The organism is Streptomyces sp. AHU1 (genome assembly GCF_045343905.1).
Lineage (GTDB): Bacteria > Actinomycetota > Actinomycetes > Streptomycetales > Streptomycetaceae > Streptomyces > Streptomyces triticiradicis.
In genome coordinates this window covers 2828369-2851799 of sequence record NZ_CP174283.1, presented here as the reverse complement: position 1 = coordinate 2851799, position 23431 = coordinate 2828369, and the positions used below count along the sequence as shown (strand labels likewise).

General features: G+C 70.4%; 16 protein-coding genes and 1 pseudogene. 10 read left to right on the top strand and 7 right to left on the bottom strand.

Annotated elements, in window-relative coordinates:
• Positions 1-67 precede the first annotated feature (67 nt).
• Positions 68-502, top strand: a complete 435-nt coding sequence (locus ACICHK_RS12920) for an Rrf2 family transcriptional regulator (RefSeq protein ID WP_151473255.1) — start codon at positions 68-70, stop codon at positions 500-502.
• A gap of 180 nt (positions 503-682) precedes the next feature.
• Here ACICHK_RS12920 and ACICHK_RS12915 read toward each other — a convergent pair whose 3' ends face one another.
• On the bottom strand, positions 683-1885 hold the full coding sequence (locus ACICHK_RS12915; RefSeq protein ID WP_151473256.1) for a globin domain-containing protein: 1203 nt from the start codon (positions 1883-1885) through the stop codon (positions 683-685).
• Between the two features lie 327 nt (positions 1886-2212).
• On the opposite strand from ACICHK_RS12915, the gene glnA reads away from it, so the two are divergent.
• Positions 2213-3574 carry a type I glutamate--ammonia ligase gene (gene glnA, locus ACICHK_RS12910; protein ID WP_406836997.1) on the top strand — a complete coding sequence of 454 codons (1362 nt, stop codon included), beginning with the start codon at positions 2213-2215 and terminating at the stop codon, positions 3572-3574.
• 363 nt (positions 3575-3937) lie between these two features.
• Positions 3938-5221, top strand: a complete 1284-nt coding sequence (locus tag ACICHK_RS12905; protein WP_406841211.1) for a phosphatase PAP2 family protein — start codon at positions 3938-3940, stop codon at positions 5219-5221.
• A 25-nt stretch (positions 5222-5246) separates the two neighbouring features.
• On the opposite strand, the gene ACICHK_RS12900 is transcribed toward ACICHK_RS12905, so the two are convergent.
• The 3 genes from ACICHK_RS12900 to ACICHK_RS12890 are packed head-to-tail and all read right to left on the bottom strand — an operon-like array spanning position 5247 to position 8642.
• Positions 5247-6284 (bottom strand): TolB family protein, encoded by a 1038-nt coding sequence (locus tag ACICHK_RS12900; RefSeq protein ID WP_406836996.1) that lies wholly within the window; start codon positions 6282-6284, stop codon positions 5247-5249.
• Positions 6281-7753: an MFS transporter gene (locus ACICHK_RS12895; protein WP_406836995.1), complete on the bottom strand. Its 1473-nt coding sequence runs from the start codon at positions 7751-7753 to the stop codon at positions 6281-6283. The genes ACICHK_RS12900 and ACICHK_RS12895 overlap by 4 nt, the downstream gene beginning before the upstream one ends.
• Before the next feature lies 1 nt (position 7754).
• The gene (locus ACICHK_RS12890; protein ID WP_406836994.1) at positions 7755-8642 is read right to left on the bottom strand and encodes an alkaline phosphatase family protein; all 888 of its coding nucleotides are present in this window, start codon (positions 8640-8642) and stop codon (positions 7755-7757) included.
• A 286-nt stretch (positions 8643-8928) separates the two neighbouring features.
• Between ACICHK_RS12890 and ACICHK_RS12885 the strand changes: the two genes are divergently transcribed.
• Positions 8929-11925: a bifunctional [glutamine synthetase] adenylyltransferase/[glutamine synthetase]-adenylyl-L-tyrosine phosphorylase gene (locus ACICHK_RS12885; protein WP_406836993.1), complete on the top strand. Its 2997-nt coding sequence runs from the start codon at positions 8929-8931 to the stop codon at positions 11923-11925.
• Positions 11926-12017: 92 nt separating this feature from the next.
• Here the strand turns inward: ACICHK_RS12885 and ACICHK_RS12880 are convergent, their stop codons facing one another.
• A complete protein-coding gene (locus ACICHK_RS12880) occupies positions 12018-12875 on the bottom strand; it encodes a phosphatase PAP2 family protein (RefSeq protein ID WP_151473262.1) in 858 nt (285 codons plus the stop codon).
• A 108-nt stretch (positions 12876-12983) separates the two neighbouring features.
• On the bottom strand, positions 12984-14018 hold the full coding sequence (locus tag ACICHK_RS12875; RefSeq protein ID WP_151473263.1) for a LacI family DNA-binding transcriptional regulator: 1035 nt from the start codon (positions 14016-14018) through the stop codon (positions 12984-12986).
• A 468-nt stretch (positions 14019-14486) separates the two neighbouring features.
• On the opposite strand from ACICHK_RS12875, the gene ACICHK_RS12870 reads away from it, so the two are divergent.
• The 4 genes from ACICHK_RS12870 (at position 14487) to ACICHK_RS12855 (ending at position 19734) form a co-directional block, all read left to right on the top strand.
• Positions 14487-15764, top strand: a complete 1278-nt coding sequence (locus tag ACICHK_RS12870) for an extracellular solute-binding protein (protein ID WP_406836992.1) — start codon at positions 14487-14489, stop codon at positions 15762-15764.
• A 130-nt stretch (positions 15765-15894) separates the two neighbouring features.
• A complete protein-coding gene (locus tag ACICHK_RS12865; RefSeq protein ID WP_151473265.1) occupies positions 15895-16899 on the top strand; it encodes a carbohydrate ABC transporter permease in 1005 nt (334 codons plus the stop codon).
• 13 nt (positions 16900-16912) lie between these two features.
• Entirely contained in the window at positions 16913-17821 is a 909-nt protein-coding gene (locus tag ACICHK_RS12860) for a sugar ABC transporter permease (RefSeq protein WP_151473266.1), read from the top strand.
• Positions 17822-18054: 233 nt separating this feature from the next.
• Positions 18055-19734 carry a glycoside hydrolase family 13 protein gene (locus ACICHK_RS12855; protein WP_406836991.1) on the top strand — a complete coding sequence of 560 codons (1680 nt, stop codon included), beginning with the start codon at positions 18055-18057 and terminating at the stop codon, positions 19732-19734.
• 106 nt (positions 19735-19840) lie between these two features.
• Here the strand turns inward: ACICHK_RS12855 and ACICHK_RS12850 are convergent, their stop codons facing one another.
• Positions 19841-20023, bottom strand: coding sequence for a carbohydrate-binding module family 20 domain-containing protein (locus tag ACICHK_RS12850; RefSeq protein WP_406836990.1), 183 nt, complete (start codon positions 20021-20023; stop codon positions 19841-19843).
• A 162-nt stretch (positions 20024-20185) separates the two neighbouring features.
• Here ACICHK_RS12850 and ACICHK_RS12845 point away from each other — a divergent pair.
• Together ACICHK_RS12845 and ACICHK_RS12840 are read left to right on the top strand one after the other, a co-directional pair.
• A pseudogene (locus tag ACICHK_RS12845) lies at positions 20186-21844 on the top strand (IS200/IS605 family accessory protein TnpB-related protein).
• 155 nt (positions 21845-21999) lie between these two features.
• A complete protein-coding gene (locus ACICHK_RS12840; RefSeq protein WP_406836989.1) occupies positions 22000-23382 on the top strand; it encodes an alpha-amylase in 1383 nt (460 codons plus the stop codon).
• Positions 23383-23431 lie beyond the last annotated feature (49 nt).

The window sequence follows — 23431 nt, the reverse complement described above, 5'->3', positions numbered from 1 at the left end:
GGGCACAGGCGGGCGGGACCCGGAGAGAAATTTGAACCTGAGATGCGCATTACATACCCTGTCGGGTATGCGGTTGCTGCGCTCCACCGACCTGGCCCTTCGCGTCCTGATGCGCCTGGCCGTCGTCGGCGACTCGACGCCCACCACGCGCGAGGTCGCGGCCGACATGGAGGTCCCCTACACGCACACCGCCAAGGTCGTCGCCGAACTCCAGCACCTCGGGCTGCTCGACGCCCGGCGCGGCAGGGGAGGCGGCCTCACGCTCACCGAGAAGGGGCGCGGGGAGTCCGTCGGGGCGATCGTGCGCTCCTTCGAGGGGGAGGGCGACGTCGTCGAGTGCGAGGGCGACACCCCGTGCCCGCTCGTCTCCGCGTGCCGGCTGCGGGGCGCCCTGCGACGGGCCCAGGAGGCCTTCTACGCCTCTCTGGACCCGCTGACCATCGCCGACGTCGTCGCCGAGCCGACCGGGCCCGTGCTGCTGGGCATCACCCGCAGGCCGTGACGGACCCGGACGGGTCCGATCCGGACCGGACCGGTCCGGACGGGTCCCCGGGGCAGGGGCAGGGGCGAGGGTCCGCGGTCCTCATGGAGCCGGCGGCGCCGCGGCCGCCGCGTACCGCCGCCCGGCCGGAGACGGAGGAGCGGGGCCCGGCGCGCACCGGGCCCCGCTCCTGCCGCGTCGTCAGTCCTGGGCCAGCCAGAGGTCCGGTCCGAACACCTCGTAGTGGATGTCGGACGCGGGCACGCCCTTCTCCAGGAGCTGGGTCCGTACCGCGCGCATGAAGGGCAGCGGTCCGCACAGGTAGGCGTGCGTGCCGGGACGGACGGTCACCCCGGAGAGGTCGACCAGGCCGGTCCGCTCGGCGGGGTGGCCCGGCTCGGGCCGCTCGTACCAGAAGTGGGTCTCGGCGTCGGGGAGTTTGCCCGCGAACGCCTCGTGCTCGGCGCGCAGCGCGTGCTCGGCGGGGGAGCGGTCGGCGTGCACCACGGTGACGGGCGCCTTGTGGCCGGAAATCGTCAGCTGCTCCAGCATGGCGATCATCGGGGTGACGCCGATGCCCGCCGAGGCGAGCAGGAGCGGGGCGTCCGTGTCGTCGAGGACCAGGTCGCCGTAGGGCGCCGAGACCTGGAGGACGCTGCCCTCGCGGACGTGCGCGTGCAGATGGGCGGAGACCTCGCCCTCGGGGCTCGTCGCGCCGTTCTCGTCGGCGCGGACCCGCTTGACGCTGATCTGGCGCACCGGGGAGCCGGGCGCGCTGGAGAGGCTGTACTGGCGGATCTGGCGGGCGCCGTCGGGGAGTTCGACGCCGACGGAGACGTACTGGCCCGCGCGGAAGTCCGGCAGGGGCGCGCCGTCGGCCGGACGGATCCGGAAGGTGGCGACGTCGGCGGTCTCCTCGACGCGCTCGGTGACCACCCAGGGGTGCAGGGCGCCGTCGTCGGCGTTCTCGTCGTACAGGCGCCGTTCGAGGTCGATCAGGGCGTTCGCCATGAGCCAGTACACCTCGTCCCAGGCGGCGGCGACCTCCGCGGTGACCGCGTCGCCGAGCACCGCGACGATGGCGGCGAAGAGGTGCTCGTGCACGACCTTGTACTGCTCGGGCGCGACGCCCAGGGAGGCGTGCTTGTGGGCGATGCGGCTCAGCATCGCGTCGGGCCGCTCGTCGGGGTGTTCGACCAGGTAGGTGGCGAAGCCGGCGATGGACCCCGCCAGCGCCTGGCGCTGGGTGCCCGCGGCCTGGTTGCCGCGGTTGAACAGGTCGCGGAGCAGCTCGGGGTGGGCGGTGAACAGTCCGGCGTAGAAGCGCTCGGTGATCTCACCGATGGCGGCGCCGACGACGGGGAGGGTCGCGCGCACGGTGACGGCGGATTGCTCGGACAGCATCAGAACTCCTCAAGGCCGGGGCGGAAGCGGTGGGTTGCACCCCTCCGCATGGGCCGCACACTAATCAAACTTGCATTTGAGATGCAAATTAAAACTCGGGTGACGGGCGAGTACCGGCCGCCCCTTACGGGTGCGCGGGTGAGCAGGCAGTATGTGCGGCAGAGATGGACACCTGCCGTACGCGAGGCGTTCAGGCCGAGGTCGCCCGGCCGATCATGGTCCGCAACGCGCATGAAATGGTGTTGTGGTGGGATGCTCAGGTGCGCCGATCGTCTTCGAGGCGCGGGAGCAGGCGGCCTGACCAGCAAGGATGGGTGGAAGCGGAAGATGGACAAGCAGCAGGAGTTCGTGCTCCGGACACTGGAGGAGCGTGACATCCGGTTCGTACGTCTGTGGTTCACGGACGTGCTCGGCTTCCTCAAGTCGGTGGCCGTGGCCCCGGCCGAGCTGGAACAGGCCTTCGACGAGGGCATCGGCTTCGACGGCTCCGCCATCGAGGGCTTCGCCCGCGTGTACGAGTCCGACATGATCGCCAAGCCGGACCCGGGCACCTTCCAGGTACTGCCCTGGCGTGCCGAGGCCCCCGGCACGGCCCGCATGTTCTGCGACATCCTCATGCCGGACGGCTCCCCGTCCTTCGCGGACCCGCGCTACGTCCTCAAGCGCGCCCTCGCCAAGACCTCGGACCTGGGCTTCACCTTCTACACCCACCCCGAGATCGAGTTCTTCCTGCTGAAGGACCGCCCGCTGGACGGCTCGCGGCCCACCCCGGCCGACAATTCCGGCTACTTCGACCACACCCCGCAGAACGTCGGCCAGGACTTCCGTCGCCAGGCCATCACGATGCTGGAGTCGATGGGCATCTCGGTCGAGTTCAGCCACCACGAGGGCGCCCCCGGCCAGCAGGAGATCGACCTGCGCTACGCCGACGCGCTCTCCACGGCCGACAACATCATGACCTTCCGGCTGATCATGAAGCAGGTCGCGCTGGAGCAGGGGGTCCAGGCCACCTTCATGCCGAAGCCGTTCTCGGAGTACCCGGGCAGCGGCATGCACACCCACCTCTCCCTCTTCGAGGGCGACCGCAACGCGTTCTACGAGTCCGGCTCGGAGTACCAGCTCTCCAAGGTCGGCCGCTCCTTCATCGCCGGCCTCCTGAGGCACGCCGCGGAGATCTCCGCCGTCACCAACCAGTGGGTCAACTCCTACAAGCGCATCTGGGGCGGCTCGGAGCGCACCGCCGGAGCCGGCGGCGAGGCCCCCTCGTACATCTGCTGGGGCCACAACAACCGCTCCGCCCTCGTCCGCGTGCCGATGTACAAGCCCGGCAAGACCGGCTCGGCGCGGGTCGAGGTCCGCTCGCTCGACTCGGGCGCGAACCCCTACCTCGCCTACGCGCTCCTCCTGGCCGCGGGCCTGAAGGGCATCGAGGAGGGGTACGAACTCCCGCCGGGCGCCGACGACGACGTCTGGGCCCTCTCCGACGGCGAGCGCCGGGCGATGGGCATCGAGCCCCTCCCGCAGAACCTCGGCGAGGCCCTCTCCCTCATGCAGCGCAGCGAACTCGTCGCGGAGACCCTCGGCGAGCACGTCTTCGACTTCTTCCTGCGCAACAAGAAGGCGGAGTGGGAGGAGTACCGCTCCGAGGTCACGGCCTTCGAGCTGCGGAAGAACCTGCCGGTACTGTAAGCGCAGGTCAGGGACGCTTTCCCCTGCCCGGCACGCGGGGCCCACGGTCGATGACCGTGGGCCCCGCGGCCGTCCTCACAGCCCCTGGGCCGTCTGTGGGCCGTCCGACGAGGACCGGCAACAGCGCCTCCGGATCGCCGGCTCACCGGCGAGGCGCGCGTCGGAGCGGGTTCCCGCTTTTTCGGCACCCTGGGGCCGACGGTCGTGAACCGTCGGCCCCAGGGTGTCTCGCATATGTGGCCGCCGATAGCATGTTCGACCTGGCGGAGATCGCACGCGATCAATATCTGGTACATGGGCTGAAAATTGATATCTGCAGTACCACGACCACGGGCGTTCTCTCGGCAGAGCTCCAGGACTGCCCTGTGGGCCACGGTGGGCGTGGTGGCCCTGGGATTCCTCGTCGCGCTGGAGATCGCGGCACGTCACTACGGACTGCCGGGGCCGGTCACCAACCAGGCGCGAGAGGTGATCTTCGCCCCCAAGTCGGGCCCGCTGCTCTACGCCAGCATGGCGTTGATGACGGTGGTGCTCACCTGGCGGGAGCGGTTCATCGCGGCCGGGATCGCGATCGGCATCGACATCGTCTTCTTCCTGGTGCGCTGGGCGGTCGACGCCAAGATGATGTTCGGCAACGGCGCGTTGTGGGTGGTTCTGGGCTACGCGGTCATCGCCGTCACCCGCCGCACCGGCCGGGAACGGGCCCTGCTGCTGAAGGGCGTCGGTCTGGCCCTGCTGCTGGTGGCCGGCCGCAAGACCGGAGACACCTGGCTGCTCATCACGTCGAAGGTCCGCCCCATGGTGCTCGACGAGTACGTGGCGACCGCCGATCACGCGCTGGGCAACCCGTCGTGGCTGGTGGGCCGGGCCGTCGGGGCCACCGGAACGGTCGGCTCCCACGTTCTCGAATTCGTCTACGTCCAGCTCGCGGTCGCCGCGGTCGTCGTGGCGCTGTACCAGCTGCGCAACGTCGCGACCGAGCGTCGGTTCCCGCGCCACCACCTGGTGCGCACCTTCCTGGTGATCGGCCTCCTCGGGCCGGGCATCTACATGCTCTTCCCGGTGGTCGGACCGGTCTTCACCTACGGCCCGGGCGCCTTCGGCACCGGCGGCCTGCAGTGGGCCGTGGCCGACCTGTGGCCGCACACGCCGCCGCCGGTCGGTACCCCGCACGCGGTGCCGTACGACGGGATCACCCCGCGCAACTGCATGCCCAGCCTGCACACCGCGTGGGCCACCACGATCTTCCTGCACTCCCGCAAGGGCCCGCGGGCTCTGCGATACGGAGGCACGTTCTGGCTGCTGGCCACGCTCGGCGCGACCCTGGGCTTCGGCTACCACTACGGTGCCGACATCATCGCCGGCGTGGTCTTCACCCTCACGATCGAGGCGGCCCTGCGCTCGCACGAACGTGGCTGGGACCGTTCGGGAGTCCGGCTGGTCGTCCACGGCGCGACGGTCTTCGCCGCGCTCCTGGTGTCGTACCGCTTCCTGCCGACACAGATGGCCGCGCACCCGTGGGTGTTCGGACCGCTGCTCGTGCTCGCGACGGCCTCGGTGATCCACGGCTACCTGCGCACCACCGGACTGTGGGAACCGACGGCCGCACCGGCGCCGCGACCGGAACTCCAGCCCGAACCGGTCTGACCCCGCGGCGGCCGCCGTCCGGACCTCACGCGCCCGGGCGCGGCCGCCCGAGGTACGCGGGGGACACCGCCGCCGGGCTGATCCGCCGCGCCCTCCCGGTCCCGTCCGCCGGCACCTGGTACAGGTCCGCCCCGTAGTCGCCCGGCAGGGCGTACACGATCGTGTGCGCGTCCCGCCACACCGCCTGGTCGTCCACGCTCCTCGGCTCCGCCAGCGGTGTCTCGCGCATGGTGCGCAGGTCGAGGACGTACAGGTGCCAGGGCGCGTCCTTCGGGAGGCCCTTCACGCGCTTCTTGAAGGCGACGCGGGTGCCGTCGGGCGAGAGGGAGGGGCACTCGACGTTCGTGTGCAGGGTGGTGACGGTGCGGGCGGTCAGGTCGCCGCGGACCAGGTACGTCGTGCCGTGCGTGGCCATGGTGGCGTAGAACCCGCGGTCGTCGGCCGTGAAGGTCACGCCCCAGAAGTTGACGTCGGCCGACCGGTAGGTCCTGCCGTCCTTCACCACGCGGTACGCCTCCAGGGACGGCGTCAGCCTCCCCGTGCGGGTGTCGACGATCGCCGCCCGGGTGGAGAAGTTCGTGCCCGCGTAGGAGTCGCCGCCGACGAACGCCGTCCAGGCGGCGTAGCGGCCGCTGGGGGAGACGCGGGCGCGGGACGGGATGCCGGGCACGTCGTAGCGGGCCCTGACGTGCAGGTCGGCGTCGAGGATCACTGCCCGGTAGGTGTCCTGGACCGTGCCGCGCACCGCCTGGAGGCACACCCCGGTGCCCGAGGCGGCGTGGAAGCGCAGGCACTTGACCTTGGACGCGGTGCGCGGGCCCGACGGGTCGGACGCCGGGACGGACGTCAGCTCGTCGCGGTGCGGGCCCCACGCCATGTTCCGGAACACCAGCCGCCGCGAGCCGGTCAGCGGGACCGGACCGGCGGTGATCCGGGGGCCGCCCGGCTGCGCCTGGTTCCTGCGCTCCGCGCGGGCCGAGGCGTGCAGCACGGAGGCGGTCGCGACGCCCGCGAGGACGGCCAGCGCCGAGAGCAGGACCAGGATGCGGGTGCGCAGTGTCATACGAGACCTTCTGGGGGAGTGCGGCGGACGGGGCGCAGGATCGTCGAGAACAGCGCGCACAGGGCCAGCGCCACGGCCGACGCGGTGAGCGCCGTACGGTCGCCCCACGCCGTCCAGGCGGCGCCGAAGGCGAGCGAGCAGACGAAGCGGGCCAGCGCCTGGCCCGTCTGGACCAGCGCGAGCCCGGACGCCCGCAGTTCCCCGGGCACGCTGTCCGAGGCCGCGGCCATGAGCACGCCGTCCGTCGCCGCGTAGAAGCCGCCGTGCAGGAACAGGACGGCGAACGGCAGCGCCGTCCCGTGCCAGGAGGTCAGCAGCAGACCGTACGCGAGCAGCAGGGCGCCGTGGCCGGCCAGGAACACCCGCCACCGGCCGGCCCGGTCCGCGAGCCGGCCCAGCGGGACGGCCAGCAGCAGGAACGCGGCGGCGGTGCCGACGGGCAGCAGCGCGAACCAGCGGTCCGGCACCCCGAGCCTGCGCTGCAGCAGCAGGAACACGAACGAGTCGCTGACCGTGGCGAGGCCGAGCAGGAGCGCGCAGAGCGCGATGCCGCGCAGCTCCGGGCGGCGCAGGAGGGCGAGGGCGGCGCGCAGGGTGGGGCGGGGCGCGGCGGGTACGGCGGGTACGGCGGGCGCGCGGGTGTCCTCGGCGGCCCGGCGCGGACCCGCGGAGTCCGGGGAGCCGCCGGACTCCGCGGAGCGCGGGCCCCGGGCGTCCCGGCGATCCACGGTCGTGGTTCCCGCGGCGTCCCGGATGTCCACCGTCGCGGTGCCCGCGGCCTTCCGGGCGTCCACGGTCGCGGGCCGCGCGGCCGGGCCGCCCGGTACGAACAGGACCAGGACCAGGACGCCCACCACGGCCACGCAGAAGCTCACCGTGAACACCGCGTCGTAGCCGTCGACGGTCGCCCGGAGGATCAGGAAGGCGACGAGCGGGCCCAGCAGGGCGCCCGCCGTGTCCATCGCGCGGTGCACGCCAAAGGCGCGGCCCCGGGTCTCCGGGGTGCTCGACAGGGAGATCAGGGCGTCGCGCGGGGCGGTGCGCAGGCCCTTGCCGGTGCGGTCGGCGGCGAGGACCAGCCCGATGGGGGTCAGGGTCTGGGCCACCAGGAGCAGCGGTTTGCACAGGGCCGAGAGGGCGTACCCGGCGCCCGCCACCCACTTGTGGCGGCCGCCGCCCCGGTCGGCGAGGTGCCCCCCGGCCAGCCGGACCAGTGCCGAGAAGCCGTTGTAGATCCCGTCGAGGAGCCCGAAGCCGAGGGGGGACAGGCCGAGGCCCGCCACCAGGTACAGGGGCAGGACCGCCGTCACCATCTCCGAGGAGACGTCGGTGATCAGGCTGACCGTGCCGAGTGCCAGCACCGTGGGTCCGACCGCGGTGAGGCGCCGCCCGGCGCGGGGCCGGGCGGCGCTCTCCGCGGACGGCGCCGCGCTCTCCGGTGTACCGGCGCGGCTGTCCGCGAGGTACATGTCAGGACGTCCAGATGCCCGTGATGTCCTTGGCGGAGGCCGCGTTGCCGGCGTGCGTGAGGCCGTGCATGTCCTCCAGCGTCCGCAGCAGGTCGTAGTGGTTGTACGTGGTGGAGGACGAGGACCCGGCGGTCACCTGCTGGCCGTACAGCACGGTCGGGATCTTGTTGCCGGCGAGCCGGTTGTCCTCGTCGAAGGTGACGACGAGCAGGCTGTTGTGGGTCTTGGCCCAGGTGGCGTACGCGCCCAGGTTGTTCTTCAGCCAGGTGTCGCCGGTGGACACCGAGCAGTCGTGCATGTCGCTGCACAGGTTCGGGACCACGAAGGAGACCTGCGGGAGCGTCGTGTAGTCCGTCGGGAACTGGGCGAACGTCCTGGCGCTGGACGTCGGGACGTTGCTGAAGCCGAACCAGGGGTTGTGCTTGCGCGCGTACTTCCCGCTGCTGCACGTGGTCGAACCCTGGCTGGGCAGCGTCTCGTTGTAGCTGCCCCAGGTCTTGCCCGCGGCGATCAGCTCGGAGGCGAGGTTCGGGGCGGAGGAGAAGCCGGGCGTGTAGCAGCTGTCGTCCGTGATGCCCTGGGTGGAGCCGGAGAACAGGGCGAAGTAGTTGGGCTGGCTCGGGTGCGTCTCGGCGTACGACTGCGTGAGGTTGGCCCCGCCGGTCTTGAGCGAGTTGATGTACGGGGCGCCGGCGGAGCCGATCACCTGGCTGTACGCGTGGTTCTCGAAGACCACGACGACGACGTGGTCCGGGGTCGGGACGGTGGCCGCGGCGTGCGCGGGGGCCGAGCCGGCGAGCCCGCTCCACAGCCCCACCGCGGCCGCGGTGAGGGCGAGGGCGGATGCCACGACGGCACGGCTGCGGGAGTACACGTTTCTGCCGGACACTTCAGACCTCCGGTGGGGGGAGAGGCGACGGTGGCGGTGCGGACAGAGCATGCGCACGCCAACATTCCCCGGGCGCACATCCCTCAACCCGAGGGGTGAAGATCGGATGAACTGCTGCCTCCCCGCCCTTTCCGCCGTCTCTGCGCCGTCTCTCCAGCGCCTCGCACGGACGTCGGTGCGGGGCGCTACCGTGCGAACGGAGGTTAGGCTCGGGCGCGTACGGCCTTGATCGGACCGGCGTGCGGGACGGGACCGGGCCTGTGGCATCGATCGACGGGAGGCCGGGATGACGGCGCCGGGGCGCAGGAGCAGTACCTTCACACGGCTGCTGCGGCACGGCTTCACCGATCCGTCGGCGGCCGAGCGGCTCCTGGAGGGGGCCGAACTGGCTCCCGTGCGGTCCGACCCGGTCCTCCTGGACGCGCTGGGCGCCACCGCCGACCCCGACCTCGCCCTGATCGGACTCGTCCGGCTCGTCGAGGCCCAGGACGGCCCGCCGGCCCAGCGGGAACTCCTCGACACGCTGATCGCGGCCAAACCGCTGCGGGACCGGCTGCTCGGGGTGCTCGGAGCCTCCGCCGCGCTCGGCGACCACCTCGCCCGGCACCCGCACGACTGGCAGGCCCTCGTCACCTACGAGGCGCGGGACCTGCACCCCGGGGTCGAGGAGTTCGAACGGGGGCTGGCGGACGCGACGGACCCCGTCTCGCTGCGCGTCGCCTACCGCCGCTGCCTGCTCTCCATCGCCGCGCGCGACGTGTGCGGCACCACCGACCTCGCCCAGACCGCCGCCGAACTCGCCGACCTCGCCACCGCGACCCTGCGCGCCGCGCTCGCCATCGCCGGCGCCGCCGCGCCCGACGACGCCGCGCTGTGCCGGCTCGCCGTCATCGCGATGGGCAAGTGCGGGGGACACGAGCTGAACTACGTGTCCGACGTCGACGTGATCTTCGTCGGGGAGAGCGCCGAAGGGGCCGACGAGGGGAAGGCCGTGCAGGCGGCCACCCGGCTCGCCTCCCACATGATGCGGATCTGCTCGGAGACGACCGTCGAGGGCAGCATCTGGCCGGTCGACGCCAACCTGCGCCCCGAGGGCCGCAACGGCCCCCTGGTGCGGACGCTCAGCAGCCATCTCGCCTACTACCAGCGGTGGGCCAAGACCTGGGAGTTCCAGGCGCTGCTCAAGGCCCGCCCGGTGGCCGGGGACCTGGAACTGGGCGAGGAGTACGTGGCCACCCTCGCCCCGCTGGTGTGGCAGGCCGCCGAGCGGGAGAACTTCGTCGCCGACGTGCAGAAGATGCGGCGCCGGGTCGTGGAGAACATCCCGGCCGCCGAGATCGAACGGGAGCTGAAGCTCGGTCCCGGCGGACTGCGGGACGTCGAGTTCGCCGTACAGCTCCTGCAGTTGGTGCACGGCCGGGCCGACACGACCCTGCGCAGCGGTACCACCCTGGACGCCCTGAAGGCGCTCGCCGCGGGCGGGTACGTGGGGCGCGCCGACGCCGTGCAGCTCGACGACGCCTACCGCTTCCTGCGGTCGATGGAGCACCGCATCCAGCTCTTCCGGCTGCGGCGCACCCATCTGGTGCCGCGGGACGAGGCCGATCTGCGGCGGATCGGGCGGTCGCTCGGGCTGCGCGCCGACCCGGCGGCCGAACTGAACCGGGAGTGGAAGCGGCACACGGCCATGGTGCGGCGGCTGCACGAGAAGCTGTTCTACCGGCCGCTGCTCGACGCCGTCGCCCAGCTCGCCCCGGGCGAGAGCAGGCTGAGCCCGGACGCGGCCAGGGAACGCCTCGTCGCACTCGGGTACGCCGATCCGGCGGCCGCCATGCGCCACCTGGAGGCGCTGGCCTCCGGCGTCAGCCGCAAGGCCGCCATCCAGCGGACCCTGCTCCCCGTGCTGCTCGGCTGGTTCGCGGACTCCGCGGACCCCGACGCCGGTCTGCTCAACTTCCGCAAGGTGTCGGACGCGCTGGGCAGGACCCCCTGGTACCTGCGGCTGCTCAGGGACGAGGGCGCCGCCGCCGAGAACCTCGCCCGGGTGCTCTCCGCGGGCCGGCTCGCCCCCGACCTGCTGATGCGGGCGCCGGAGGCGGTGGCGCTGCTGGGCGACGGGGAGAGCGGCGGCCTCGAACCGCGCGGACGGGTCCACCTGGAGCAGGAGATCCTCGCCGCGGTGCGGCGGGCCGACGGCGGCGAGCAGGCCGTGACCGTCGCGCGCGGTGTCCGGCGCCGGGAGCTGTTCCGCATCGCCGCGACGGACATCGTCGCCAGCTACGGGACCGAGGAGACACCGGCCGTCGCCGATCAGGGGGCGCTGGTCGACCTCGTCGGCGGAGCGGTCTCGGACCTGACGGCGGCGACGCTCGCGGGCACCCTGCGGGCCGTGGTGCGGGACGGCTGGGGCGACACCCTGCCCACCCGGTTCGCGGTGATCGGGATGGGCCGTTTCGGAGGCCACGAGCTCGGCTACGGCTCCGACGCGGACGTGCTCTTCGTGCACGAACCCCGCGAGGGCGTGGACGAGCAGGAGGCGGCGCGGGCCGCGAACGCCGTGGTCTCGGAGATGCGGCGGCTGCTGCAGATCCCCAGCACGGATCCGCCGCTGCTGATCGACGCGGACCTGCGGCCCGAGGGGAAGTCCGGGCCCCTCGTACGGACACTGAAGTCGTACGAGGCGTACTACCGGCGCTGGTCGCTGGTGTGGGAGTCGCAGGCGCTGCTGCGGGCCGAGGTCGTGGCCGGGGACGCCGAGCTCGGGAGCCGGTTCGTCGAGCTGGTCGATCCGCTCAGGTACCCCGCGGAGGGGCTGGGCGAGGAGGCCGTCCGGGAGATCCGGCGGCTGAAGGCCCGGATGGAGTCGGAGCGGCTGCCGCGCGGCGCCGACCCGACCCTGCACACCAAACTGGGGCGCGGCGGTCTCTCCGACGTGGAGTGGACGGTCCAGCTGATGCAGCTGCGGCACGGCTGGGCCGAGCCGGGCCTCAGGACGACCCGGACCCGCGAGGCGCTGGCGGCGGCGCGCGCGGCGGAGCTGCTGTCCACGGAGGACGCGGCGACCCTGGACGAGGCCTGGGTGCTGGCCACCCGGGTGCGCAACGCCGTGATGCTCGTACGGGGCAGGGCCGGCGACACCTTCCCCTCCGACGGGCGTGAGCTGGCCGCCGTGGGCCGCTATCTGGGGTACGACCCGGGACACGTCGGAGACATGCTCGACGACTACCGGCGCACCACCCGGCGGGCCCGGGCCGTGGTGGACGAACTGTTCTACGGGGCGTGAGCGGACGCCCGACGGTCACCGAGCGTGACGCCGGGCGTCGGTCGGGGCCTCACCCGGATCGGGCTTCCACCCGGTCCGGGGCCTCGCCCGGTTCAGGTCTTGACCGGCAGGACCGGTGTCCCGCGCGTCCCCGGAACCCACTGCGGCAGCGTGTACGGCAGCGCGCCGTACCACAGGCGCGCCACGAGGAAGCCGAAGGCGAGGCAGAGCAGGCCGCCCACCGCGTCCAGCCAGAAGTGGTTGGCGGTGGCGACGATGACCACGAGGGTGGCCACCGGGTACAGGACGCCGAGGATCCGCGCCCAGGGCGTCCTGGCCAGCGCGAAGAGGGTCAGCCCGCACCACAGGGCCCAGCCGATGTGCATGGACGGCATCGCGGCGTACTGGTTCGACATGTGCTTGAGATCGCCCGAGGCCATCGAGCCCCAGGTCTGGTGGACCATGACCGTGTCGACGAAGGTGTTGCCGGTCATCAGACGGGGTGGCGCGAGTGGGAAGAAGTAATAGCCGACGAGGGCCACCACCGTGGTGGCGAAGAGAACGAGACGGGCCGCCGCGTAGCGGCCGGGATGACAGCGGTACAGCCAGACCAGAACACTCAGCGTCACCACGAAGTGCAGGGTCGCGTAGTAGTAGTTCATCCCGATGATCAGCCACCCGACGTGGTTCACCGCGTGGTTGACCGACTCCTCCACGGCGAAACCGAGGTGGTGCTCCGTCCGCCAGATCCAGTCCGCGTTGCGGAGGGCCTCGTGCCGCTGCTCCGGCACGGCGTTGCGGATCAGCGAATAGGTCCAGTAACTCACGGCGATGAGCAGGACCTCGAACCAGAGGCGGGGACGACGCGGGGTCCGCATGCGGCGCAGGAGCGCGTTACCCGCCTTCCCCTCCGCGACGGGCCGTGGAGTGGCCTGGCGGCCTTCCAGTGACGACACGGTCGTATCACCCATAGGCACAGAGTCTGCCAGAAAAGGCTTCCCCCACCGATGATCCCCGGGTCGGGTCCCGGCCGCACTTTCTACGCCTGTGGGTGTGCTTCGTCCTCTTCGTCGTCCTGCTCAGGGACGATTTCGGTCCCCGGGGGCGGAAGCGGTCGAACCGCGCACCACGAGTTCGGGCATGAACACGAACTCGCTGTGCGGCGCGGGCGTCCCGCCGATCTCCTCCAGCAGCGTGCGCACCGCGGCCTGGCCCATCGCCGGCACCGGCTTGCGGACCGTCGTGAGCGGCGGGTCGGTGAAGGCGATCAGCGCGGAGTCGTCGAATCCCACGACCGAGATGTCCGTGGGCACTTCCAGGCCGCGCTGGCGTGCCGCCCGTATCGCGCCGAGCGCCATCATGTCGCTGGCGCAGACGATCGCCGTGCAGCCGCGGTCCATGAGGGCGCTCGCGGCGGCCTGGCCGCCCTCCAGCGTGTACAGGGAGTGCTGGATCAGTCGCTGCTCGACGTCCGCGGGGTTCAGGCCGAACTGCTCCTGCACCGCGCGCACGAAGCCCTCGATCTTGCGCTGCACCGGCACGAACCGCTTGGGCCCGAGGGCGAGCCCGATGTTGATGTGCCCGAGAGAAGCGAGGTGGGTGACCGCCAGCGCCATCGCCGCACGGTCGTCCGGCGAGATGAACGGCGCCTGCACCTTCGGCGAGAAGCCGTCGACCAGGACGAAGGGGACACCGCGGCCGCGCAGTTGCTCGTAGCGCTGCATGTCGGCCGAGGTGTCGGCGTGCAGTCCGGAGACGAAGATGATGCCGGCGACCCCGCGGTCGACCAGCATCTCGGTCAGCTCGTCCTCGGTGGAGCCGCCGGGAGTCTGGGTCGCGAGGATGGGGGTGTAGCCCTGGCGCGTCAGGGCCTGCCCGATGACCTGCGTGAGAGCAGGGAATATCGGGTTGTCCAGCTCGGGGGTTATGAGGCCCACCAGGCCCTCGCTGCGCTGGCGCAGACGCACCGGGCGTTCGTAGCCCAGTACATCGAGAGCGGCCAGGACAGCCTGGCGCGTGGTCGCGGCGACGCCCGGCTTCCCGTTCAGGACGCGACTGACAGTCGCCTCACTGACCCCCGCCTGGGCTGCGATGTCGGCAAGCCGTGTGGTCACAGGATTGGACTGTACCGGCCGTATCTCGCCCTGCCCACCAACCAGACGCCGTGTGCGGGCGTTCGATCGGGCCGCTGCGGGCTGCTGCGTCATCGCGCTCCCTCGTGTTCTGGTCGGCTCGGTGTCCCGTGCGCACGCCGCGCGGGAAGGGGTGGCTCCTGCAAGGCGCTGACGGTCGATGATCCCGATACGCGACGCGCGCGGCAAGTGCTTGCAGAGTCTTGCACAGACGTCCGCATGTCTGCTGAACGGCCTGCCAGCAGGGTTGCGGGACGGCCGCCGCGAGGTCACGGGCGCGTAACTGTCGTCATCTCTTTCACTTTTTTGCTGCAAGGTCTTTCGCACCGCTTACATGGCTGTTACGTTCCAGTCGCCCGGCGGACGCAACGGCGCAGTCGGCAAGTCGGCAAGGGAACCGGGCGGGACCGGTTTCCCACCTACTCGGGCTTTCACCCTCAAGGAGAACTCATGCGGCGTGGCATAGCGGCCAGTGCGCTGGTGGCGTCTTTCGCCCTCGCGGCGACGGCCTGCGGCGGCAGCGGCAGTGACAGCAGCGACAAGGCCAGTGGGCCGGTCACCATCACGTGGTGGGACACGTCCAACGCCACCAATGAGGCGCCGACGTACCAGGCCTTGATCAAGGAGTTCGAGGCCGCCAACAAGAACGTCAAGGTCAAGTACGTCAACGTGCCCTTCGCCCAGGCGCAGAACAAGTTCGACACGGCCGCCGGTGCCTCCGGCGCCCCGGACATCCTGCGCTCCGAGGTCGGCTGGACCCCGGCCTTCGCGAAGAAGGGCTACTTCCTTCCGCTCGACGGCACCGAGGCCCTCAAGGACCAGGCCAAGTTCAAGTCGAACCTGATCGAGCAGGCCAAGTACGACGGCAAGACCTACGGTGTGCCGTTCGTCACGGACACCCTGGCGCTCGTCTACAACAAGGCGCTGTTCAAGAAGGCCGGCATCGCCGAGGCCCCGAAGACCTGGGCCGACCTGAAGACCGCCGCCGCCACGATCAAGAAGAAGACCGGCGTCGACGGCTACTGGGGCTCGACCCAGGCCTACTACGCGCAGAACTTCCTCTACGGCGAGGGCACCGACACCGTCGACGCCTCCGCCAAGAAGATCACGGTGAACTCGGCCGCCGCGAAGAAGGCGTACGGCACCTGGCTGGGCCTCTTCGACGGCAAGGGCCTGCACAAGGCCGACACCACCGCCGACGCCTACGCCCACATCCAGGACGCGTTCGTCAACGGCAAGGTCGCCGCGATCGTCCAGGGCCCCTGGGAGATCACGAACTTCTACAAGGGTTCGGCGTTCTCGGACAAGGCCAACCTCGGCATCGCCACCGTCCCGGCCGGCTCCACCGGCAAGGCGGGCGCCCCGACCGGCGGTCACAACCTCTCGGTCTACGCCGGCTCGGACAAGGCCCACCAGGCCGCCTCGCTGAAGTTCGTGAACTTCATGACCTCGGCGAAGTCCCAGGCCACCATCGCCCTGAAGAACTCCACGCTGCCGACGCGTGACGACGCCTACACCGACGCCGTCAAGGCCGACCCGGGCATCGCCGGCTACGGCACGGTCCTCGCCGCCGCCCAGCCGCGCCCGGCGCTGCCCGAGTACAGCTCGCTGTGGGGCCCGCTCGACACCGAGCTGCCCAAGATCGCGGGTGGCAAGGAGTCCCTGGACAAGGGTCTGAGCAACGTCGAGCTGGCCATCGCCAAGCTGGTGCCGGACTTCAGCAAGTGAGCCCGTGTGGCCGCCGGATCCTCCTCGGCCCGACCTCGGTCGGGCCGAGGGCCCCGAGAAACCGGGGGACGGACCCGGCGGCCACCGGCTGTGTGCGCCCAAACCCTGATCTTGCAGAAGGTGTCGAACCATGACAGTCGCCATCGATCGTGCGACCGGTAAGAGCCGCGGTGACCGAGCACCGCGTCCCGGTCGAATGCAGCGTCTCAAGCACTCCTACCAGAAGTACTGGTACGCGTACGCGATGATCGCCCCGGTCGTCGTCGTGCTCGGCGGACTGGTGCTCTATCCCCTGGTACGGGGCTTCTATCTGACGCTCACGGACGCCAACAGCCTCAACTCGGCTCGCACGATCGGCGTCAACCACATCGACGCCACCTACAAGTTCATCGGGCTGGACAACTACAAGGACATCCTGTGGGGCCCGACGTCGTACGACCGCTTCTGGTCGCACTTCATCTGGACCATCGTCTGGACCGCCCTGTGCGTCGCCCTGCACTACTGCATCGGTCTGGGCCTCGCGCTGCTGCTCAACCAGAAGCTGCGCGGCCGTACGTTCTACCGGCTGATCCTGGTGCTGCCCTGGGCCGTGCCGACCTTCGTCACCGTCTTCGGCTGGCGCTTCATGCTCGCCGACGGCGGCATCATCAACTCCATGCTCGACGCGGTGCACCTGCCCTCGCCCCTGTGGCTCGAGGACACCTTCTGGCAGCGCTTCGCCGCCATCATGGTCAACACCTGGTGCGGTGTCCCGTTCATGATGGTCTCGCTGCTCGGCGGACTCCAGTCCATCGACGCGACGCTGTACGAGGCCGCCGAGATGGACGGCGCGAACAAGTGGCAGCAGTTCCGCTTCGTGACCCTGCCGGGTCTCAGGTCGGTCAGCTCCACCGTCGTGCTCCTCGGCATCATCTGGACCTTCAACCAGTTCGCCGTGATCTTCCTGCTGTTCGGCAACACCGCCCCGGACGCGCAGATCCTCGTCACCTGGGCCTACTACCTCGGCTTCGGACAGCAGCCGCGTGACTTCGCCCAGTCGGCGGCCTACGGCATGCTGCTGCTGGCCATCCTGATCGTCTTCACCTCCTTCTACCGCCGCTGGCTGAACCGCAATGACCAGCAGCTCGCGATCTGAGGCGGGAGTCTCCATGAGTACCACCACACTGCAGACGCCTCCGGCCGACCAGGCCACCAGGTCCGAGGAGCCGACCCGCCCGGCGCGGGGGCGCGGAAAGCGCAGCCTCGCCGGCTCGCTCGCCTCGCACGGCATCCTGACCGTCGCGAGCCTGGCCGCGCTGTTCCCGATCGCCTGGCTGTTCTTCCTGTCCCTCGGACCGGACACGGACGACTACCTGCACCCCGGACGCATCTGGAACACGATGACGTTCGACAACTACTCCTACGTGCTCCAGCACACGAACTTCTTCGCGTGGATGAAGAGCTCGCTCATCGTGTCGTTCGGCACCACGGTCATCGGCGTGATGGTCGCGGCCACCACCGGCTACGCGGTCTCGCGCATGCGCTTCCCCGGCTACAAGAAGTTCATGTGGGTCCTGCTGGTCACCCAGATGTTCCCGATCGCCGTACTGATCGTGCCGATGTACCAGATCCTCTCGGACCTGCAGCTCATCGACACCTACTTCGGCCTGATCCTCGTCTACTGCTCGACGGCGGTGCCCTACAGCGCCTGGCTGCTCAAGGGTTACTTCGACACCATCCCGTTCGAGATCGACGAGGCCGGCCGGGTCGACGGACTGACCCCCTTCGGCACCTTCTTCCGGCTGATCCTGCCGCTCGCCAAGCCGGGTCTCGCGGTGGCCGCGTTCTACAATTTCATCACCGCGTTCGGTGAGGTCGCCTTCGCCTCGACGTTCATGCTGGACGACTCGAAGTACACCTTCGCCGTCGGACTCCAGAGCTTCGTCAGCCAGTACGACTCCCAGCGCAACCTGATGGCGGCCACCGCCGTGCTGGTCGCGATACCCGTCTCCGCCTTCTTCTACCTCGTGCAGAAGAACCTGGTGACCGGACTCACCGCGGGCGGAACCAAGGGCTGATCCGTGGGGACCCCCCCCGTAACGCCCCAGACTCCCGCGTGCTCGACGCGCGCGGGTGGCGGCCGCGGTGCCCATCCGACCCCGCCGGTACCGCGGCCGCCTCATCCCCCGCCTCGCCACACCTACCGCCCCACGCTCCCGCCCCGCGCGAGCAGGGTCTGCCCCCACAGCCGAATTCCTCCCCACGACCGGCCGCGCCCGGACGCGGGGACCCCCATCGCATCAAGGACGCCATGAGCCAGCACTCCGCCGACCAGGCCCCGAACTCCGTTCTCGCCACAGTCGCCGCGCATCGCGACTGGTGGCGCGACGCGGTGATCTACCAGGTCTATCCGCGCAGCTTCGCCGACAGCAACGGCGACGGCATGGGCGACCTGGAGGGCGTACGCTCCCGACTCCCGTACCTGCGCGACCTCGGCGTGGACGCCGTGTGGCTCAGCCCCTTCTACGCCTCGCCGCAGGCCGACGCCGGCTACGACGTGGCGGACTACCGGGCCGTCGACCCGATGTTCGGCAACCTGCTGGACGCCGACGCCCTGATCCGCGACGCCCACGGTCTCGGGCTGCGGATCATCGTCGACCTCGTGCCCAACCACTCCTCCGACCAGCACGAGTGGTTCAAGCGCGCGCTGCGCGAGGGCCCCGGCTCCGACCTGCGCGACCGCTACCACTTCCGTCCCGGCAAGGGCGAGAACGGCGAGCTGCCGCCCAACGACTGGGAGTCCATCTTCGGCGGCCCGGCCTGGACCCGGGTCACCGAGCCCGACGGCACCGCCGGCGAGTGGTACCTGCACCTCTTCGCCCCCGAGCAGCCCGACTTCAACTGGGAGCACCCGGCCGTCGGCGACGAGTTCCGCTCGATCCTGCGGTTCTGGCTGGACATGGGCGTCGACGGGTTCCGCATCGACGTCGCGCACGGCATGGTCAAGGCGGAGGGCCTGCCGGACCTCGGCGACCGCGATCAGCTCAAACTGCTGGGCAACGATGTCATGCCGTTCTTCGACCAGGACGGCGTGCACGAGATCTACCGGCAGTGGCGCACGATCCTCGACGAGTACTCGGGCGAGCGCATCTTCGTCGCCGAGGCGTGGACGCCCACCGTCGAGCGCACCGCGAACTACGTGCGCCCCGACGAGCTGCACCAGGCCTTCAACTTCCAGTACCTGGGCTCCCACTGGGACGCGGCCGAGCTGCGCGCGGTGATCGACCGCACGCTCGACGCGATGCGCCCGGTCGGCGCCCCCTCCACCTGGGTGCTGTCCAACCACGACGTGACCCGGCACGCCACCCGGTTCGCCAACGAGGCCGGCCTCGGCACCCAGATCCGCACCGCGGGCGACCGGGAGCTGGGACTGCGCCGGGCCCGCGCGGCGAGCCTGCTGATGCTGGCCCTGCCCGGCTCCGCCTACGTGTACCAGGGCGAGGAGCTCGGCCTGCCCGACGTCGTCGACCTGCCGGACGAGGTGCGCCAGGACCCGGCCTACTTCCGGGGTGCCGGACAGGACGGCTTCCGCGACGGCTGCCGGGTGCCGATCCCGTGGACCCGCGCCGGCTCGTCCTACGGCTTCGGCGACGGCGGCAGCTGGCTGCCGCAGCCGGCCGAGTGGGCCGAGCTGAGCGTCGAGGCGCAGACCGGTGTGGCCGGCTCCACCCTGGAGCTGTACCGCGACGCGCTCGCCGTCCGGCGTGAGCGCGCCGACCTCGGCGCGGGCGACTCCGTCACCTGGCTGACCGCCCCGGAGGGCGTGCTCGCCTTCCGCCGCGGCGACTTCGTCTGCACCGCGAACACCGGCGCCAAGGCCGTGACCGTGCCCGCGTACGGCCGGGTGCTCGTCGCCAGCGGCGAGGTGAGCCTGTCGCAGGACGGCCAGGCCGAGCTGCCCGCCGACACCACCGTGTGGTGGGCCGTCTGACCCACGCGTGACCTGACCCGCGCGTGAGACGACCCGCGCGGAAGCGGTCCTCCGGTCCTGACCACCGGAGCTCCGCTTCCGCGCGGGCCTTTTTGTTCCCGGAGCCCTACTTCCAGATGTCGCTCACGGAGTACCCGGTGCCCGAGCCGGTCGTGTACGAGCGGTTGTCACCGGATTCCCAGGTCACCGTGCCCGACGCGTCCTTTTTGATGTACTTGTGCGTGAACGACGTCGACTTCGGCACGATGGCTGGTCGGCCCCAGCAGGGGCCGGCAACTGTTGACTGCACGTAAGCGTGTTCTGGCACGTGTGAGTGAGTGCGGACGGCTTCCGCCTGTACAGGACCCCGGAGGGAACAGAGGTTCCCATCTCGAATGCGTGACCTCTGTGGATGGTGGTCATTGGGCGGGGTGACGGGTCGTTCGGGCCGGGTGGGGCTGGGGGTGATGGCGTGGGTGATCTGCGGTCGGTGGGGGCGTCGTTCGTGGTGCCCGGTCTGTCGGGTGTGGCGGTCCGGGACCGGCTCAAGGGCCTGACCGCCCATGACGAGAGGGTCCTGCGGCTGGTCGGCGATCATCTCGGTTCGCTCGCCGCGCGGGATCTGAAGGCACGATGCGCGGTCGGTCCGGAGCACGACAACGAGGCGTGGGCGGCGCGGAAGCGGGAGCTGACCGGGTTGTCGTCGTCGCGGTGGGCGGGGTCGTTGACGAAGGCCACGCATGATCAGTGGGCGTTGGCCCGGCGCGGCCAACTGGCGCACATCCGGTAGCTAGAGGCCGGGGTGGACACGATCCGACATCGGCTGTCGCTTCCGCTCGGGGAGAAGGGTTCGAAGCGGGCTTCGGGTGGTTATCGCAGCAGGTGGGAGTGGCATGCCAAGACGCGTCGCCTGCGGGTGTTGGAGGACCGGCTGGAGCGGGCTCGGGCGGACTGGACGGCCGGGCGAGTGCGGGTGGTGCGGGGCGGGAAGCAGCTGCTCAACACTCGCCATCACCTGGACCAGGCGCAACTTACGGAGGAGGTGTGGCGTGGGCGGTGGGAGGCGTCGCGCCGGTTCCTGCAGGCGGACGGGGAGTCCGGGAAGCGGTACGGCAACGAGACCATCCGGATCAGCCCCGACGGCCAGGTCAGCATCAAGCTCCCGGCCCCGCTCGCCCATCTCGCCAACGCTCCGCACGGCCGCTACGTCCTCACCACCCGCGTCGCGTTCGCGCACCGGGGTGAGACGTGGCGGGACCGCATCGAAGCGAACCGGGCGGTGGCCTACCGCATCCACGAGGACACTGGCCGCCGACGCTGGTATCTGACCGCCTCATGGAGCATCCCACCCGCCCAGACCGTGCCCCTGGCCGCCGTCCGGGCCGGTGGGGTGATCGGTGTGGACACCGACGCGGACCTCCCCCACGGCGGCCTGGCGGCTGGACGCGCACGGCAATCCGGTCGGCGCCCCGCGCCGCTTCGACTACATCCTGTCCGGCACCTCCGAGCACCGTGATGCCCAGGTGCGCCACGCACTGACCCGCCTGCTCCACTGGGCCCGGCGCTATCAGTTGGCCATCGCCGTCGAAGATCTCGACTTCACCGCGGAAACGACGCGCGAGAAGCATGGCCGCCGCAAACACTTCCGCAAGCCGATCTCCGGCATGCCCGTCGCCCGGCTCCGCGCCCGACTGGTGTCCATGGCCGCCGAACTCGGTATTCCGCTGGTGGCGGTCGACCCTGCCTACACCAGCAAGTGGGGCGCCCAGCACTGGCAAAAACCCCTTACCAACAGCAAACGCACCACCACCCGCCACGACGCTGCCGCCGTGGCCATCGGAAGGCGCGCCCTGGGGCATCCGGTCCGGCGTCGGACGGCACCACCCCGTACCCACCAGCGTGATGGGCACGGGCATCGGACCGTCCAGGCCCGACCGGCAGCCCCGGGGCGTGAGGCGCTGTTCATCAGCGGCCTCCGGCCGCGGGCCGCCCCCGCATCCCCGGACCACGGACACGATCCGTGCCGCCCGGACGTGGAGCGAACGCGGGTGACCAGAACGCCCAGCACCGTCCGGGGTGTTCGGCTGAGCATGGGTTCTGGCAACAGGACTCACTCCCGCTCAGTCCATAGGAACGGTGCGGAGCTGACCCATGTGGAGCGTGGGACCGCCCAAGAGGGCGCGTCAATAAGGAAGTTGAAAGTTCTTACGACATCTTGCTGAAACATGATTGCAAGCGGTACGTTCCGATCCCCCCACCCGCACGACGTAGTGCAGGAGTACACACATGGCACGTAAGAAGCTTGCGGCCTCGTTCGCCCTCGTGGCGGGCCTGGCGGTCACGGTGGCCGTTCCCCCCGGTACGGCGGCGGCCTCGCCGCCCGGCACCAAGGACGTCACCGCCGTCATGTTCGAGTGGAAATTCGACTCGGTCGCCAAGGAATGCACCAACACGCTGGGCCCCGCCGGTTACGGCTACGTCCAGGTGTCCCCGCCCGCCGAGCACATACAGGGCTCGCAGTGGTGGACCTCGTACCAGCCCGTGAGCTACAGGATCGCCGGACGGCTCGGCGACGCCACCGCCTTCAAGAACATGGTCAACACCTGCCACGCGGCCGGTGTGAAGGTCGTGGCGGACACGGTCATCAACCACATGGCGGCCGGTTCCGGCACCGGAACGGGAGGCTCTTCGTACACGAAGTACAACTACCCGGGGCTCTACTCGTCCGCCGACATGGACAACTGCACCTCCAGCATCAGCGACTACACCAACCGTGCCAACGTCCAGAACTGCGAACTTGTCGGCCTCGCCGACCTGGACACCGGCGAGGACTACGTCCGGTCGGCCATCGCCGGCTACATGAACACCCTGCTCGGCTACGGCGTCGACGGCTTCCGGATCGACGCGGCCAAGCACATGCCGGCCGCCGACCTCGCCAACATCAAGTCCCGGCTGAGCAACCCGTCCGTCTACTGGAAGCAGGAGGCCATCTACGGCGCGGGCGAGGCCGTCCAGCCCACCGAGTACACCGGCAACGGCGACGTCCAGGAGTTCCGCTACGCCTACGACCTCAAGCGGGTCTTCAACAACGAGAACCTCGCCTACCTGAAGAACTACGGCGAGGGCTGGGGCTACATGAGCAACTCGGTCGCGGCCGTCTTCGTCGACAACCACGACACCGAGCGCAACGGCTCGACGCTCAACTACAAGGACGGGGCGAACTACACCCTCGCCAACGTCTTCATGCTCGCCTACCCCTACGGCGCCCCCGACATCAACTCGGCCTACGAGTGGTCGAACATCGACGCCGGACCGCCCAACGGCGGTACTGTCAACGCCTGTTGGCAGGACGGCTGGAAGTGTCAGCACGCCTGGCCGGAGATCAAGTCGATGGTCGCCTTCCGTAACGCCACCCGGGGGCAAGCGCTTTCTAACTGGTGGGACAACGGTAACGACGCCATCGCCTTCGGCCGGGGCAGCAAGGGCTTCGTGGCCATCAACCACGAGTCCTCGTCGCTGAGCCGGACGTACAGCACCTCCCTCGCCGCGGGAACGTACTGCAACGTCCAGAACAACACGAGCATCACGGTCAACAGCTCGGGCCAGTTCACGGCGACGCTGGGCGCCAACACGGCACTCGCGATCTACGCGGGCAAGTCCAGCTGCTGAAAAGCCTTTCCGCACGTTGCAAGACTCTTGCTGTAAACCTTGCGTGAGC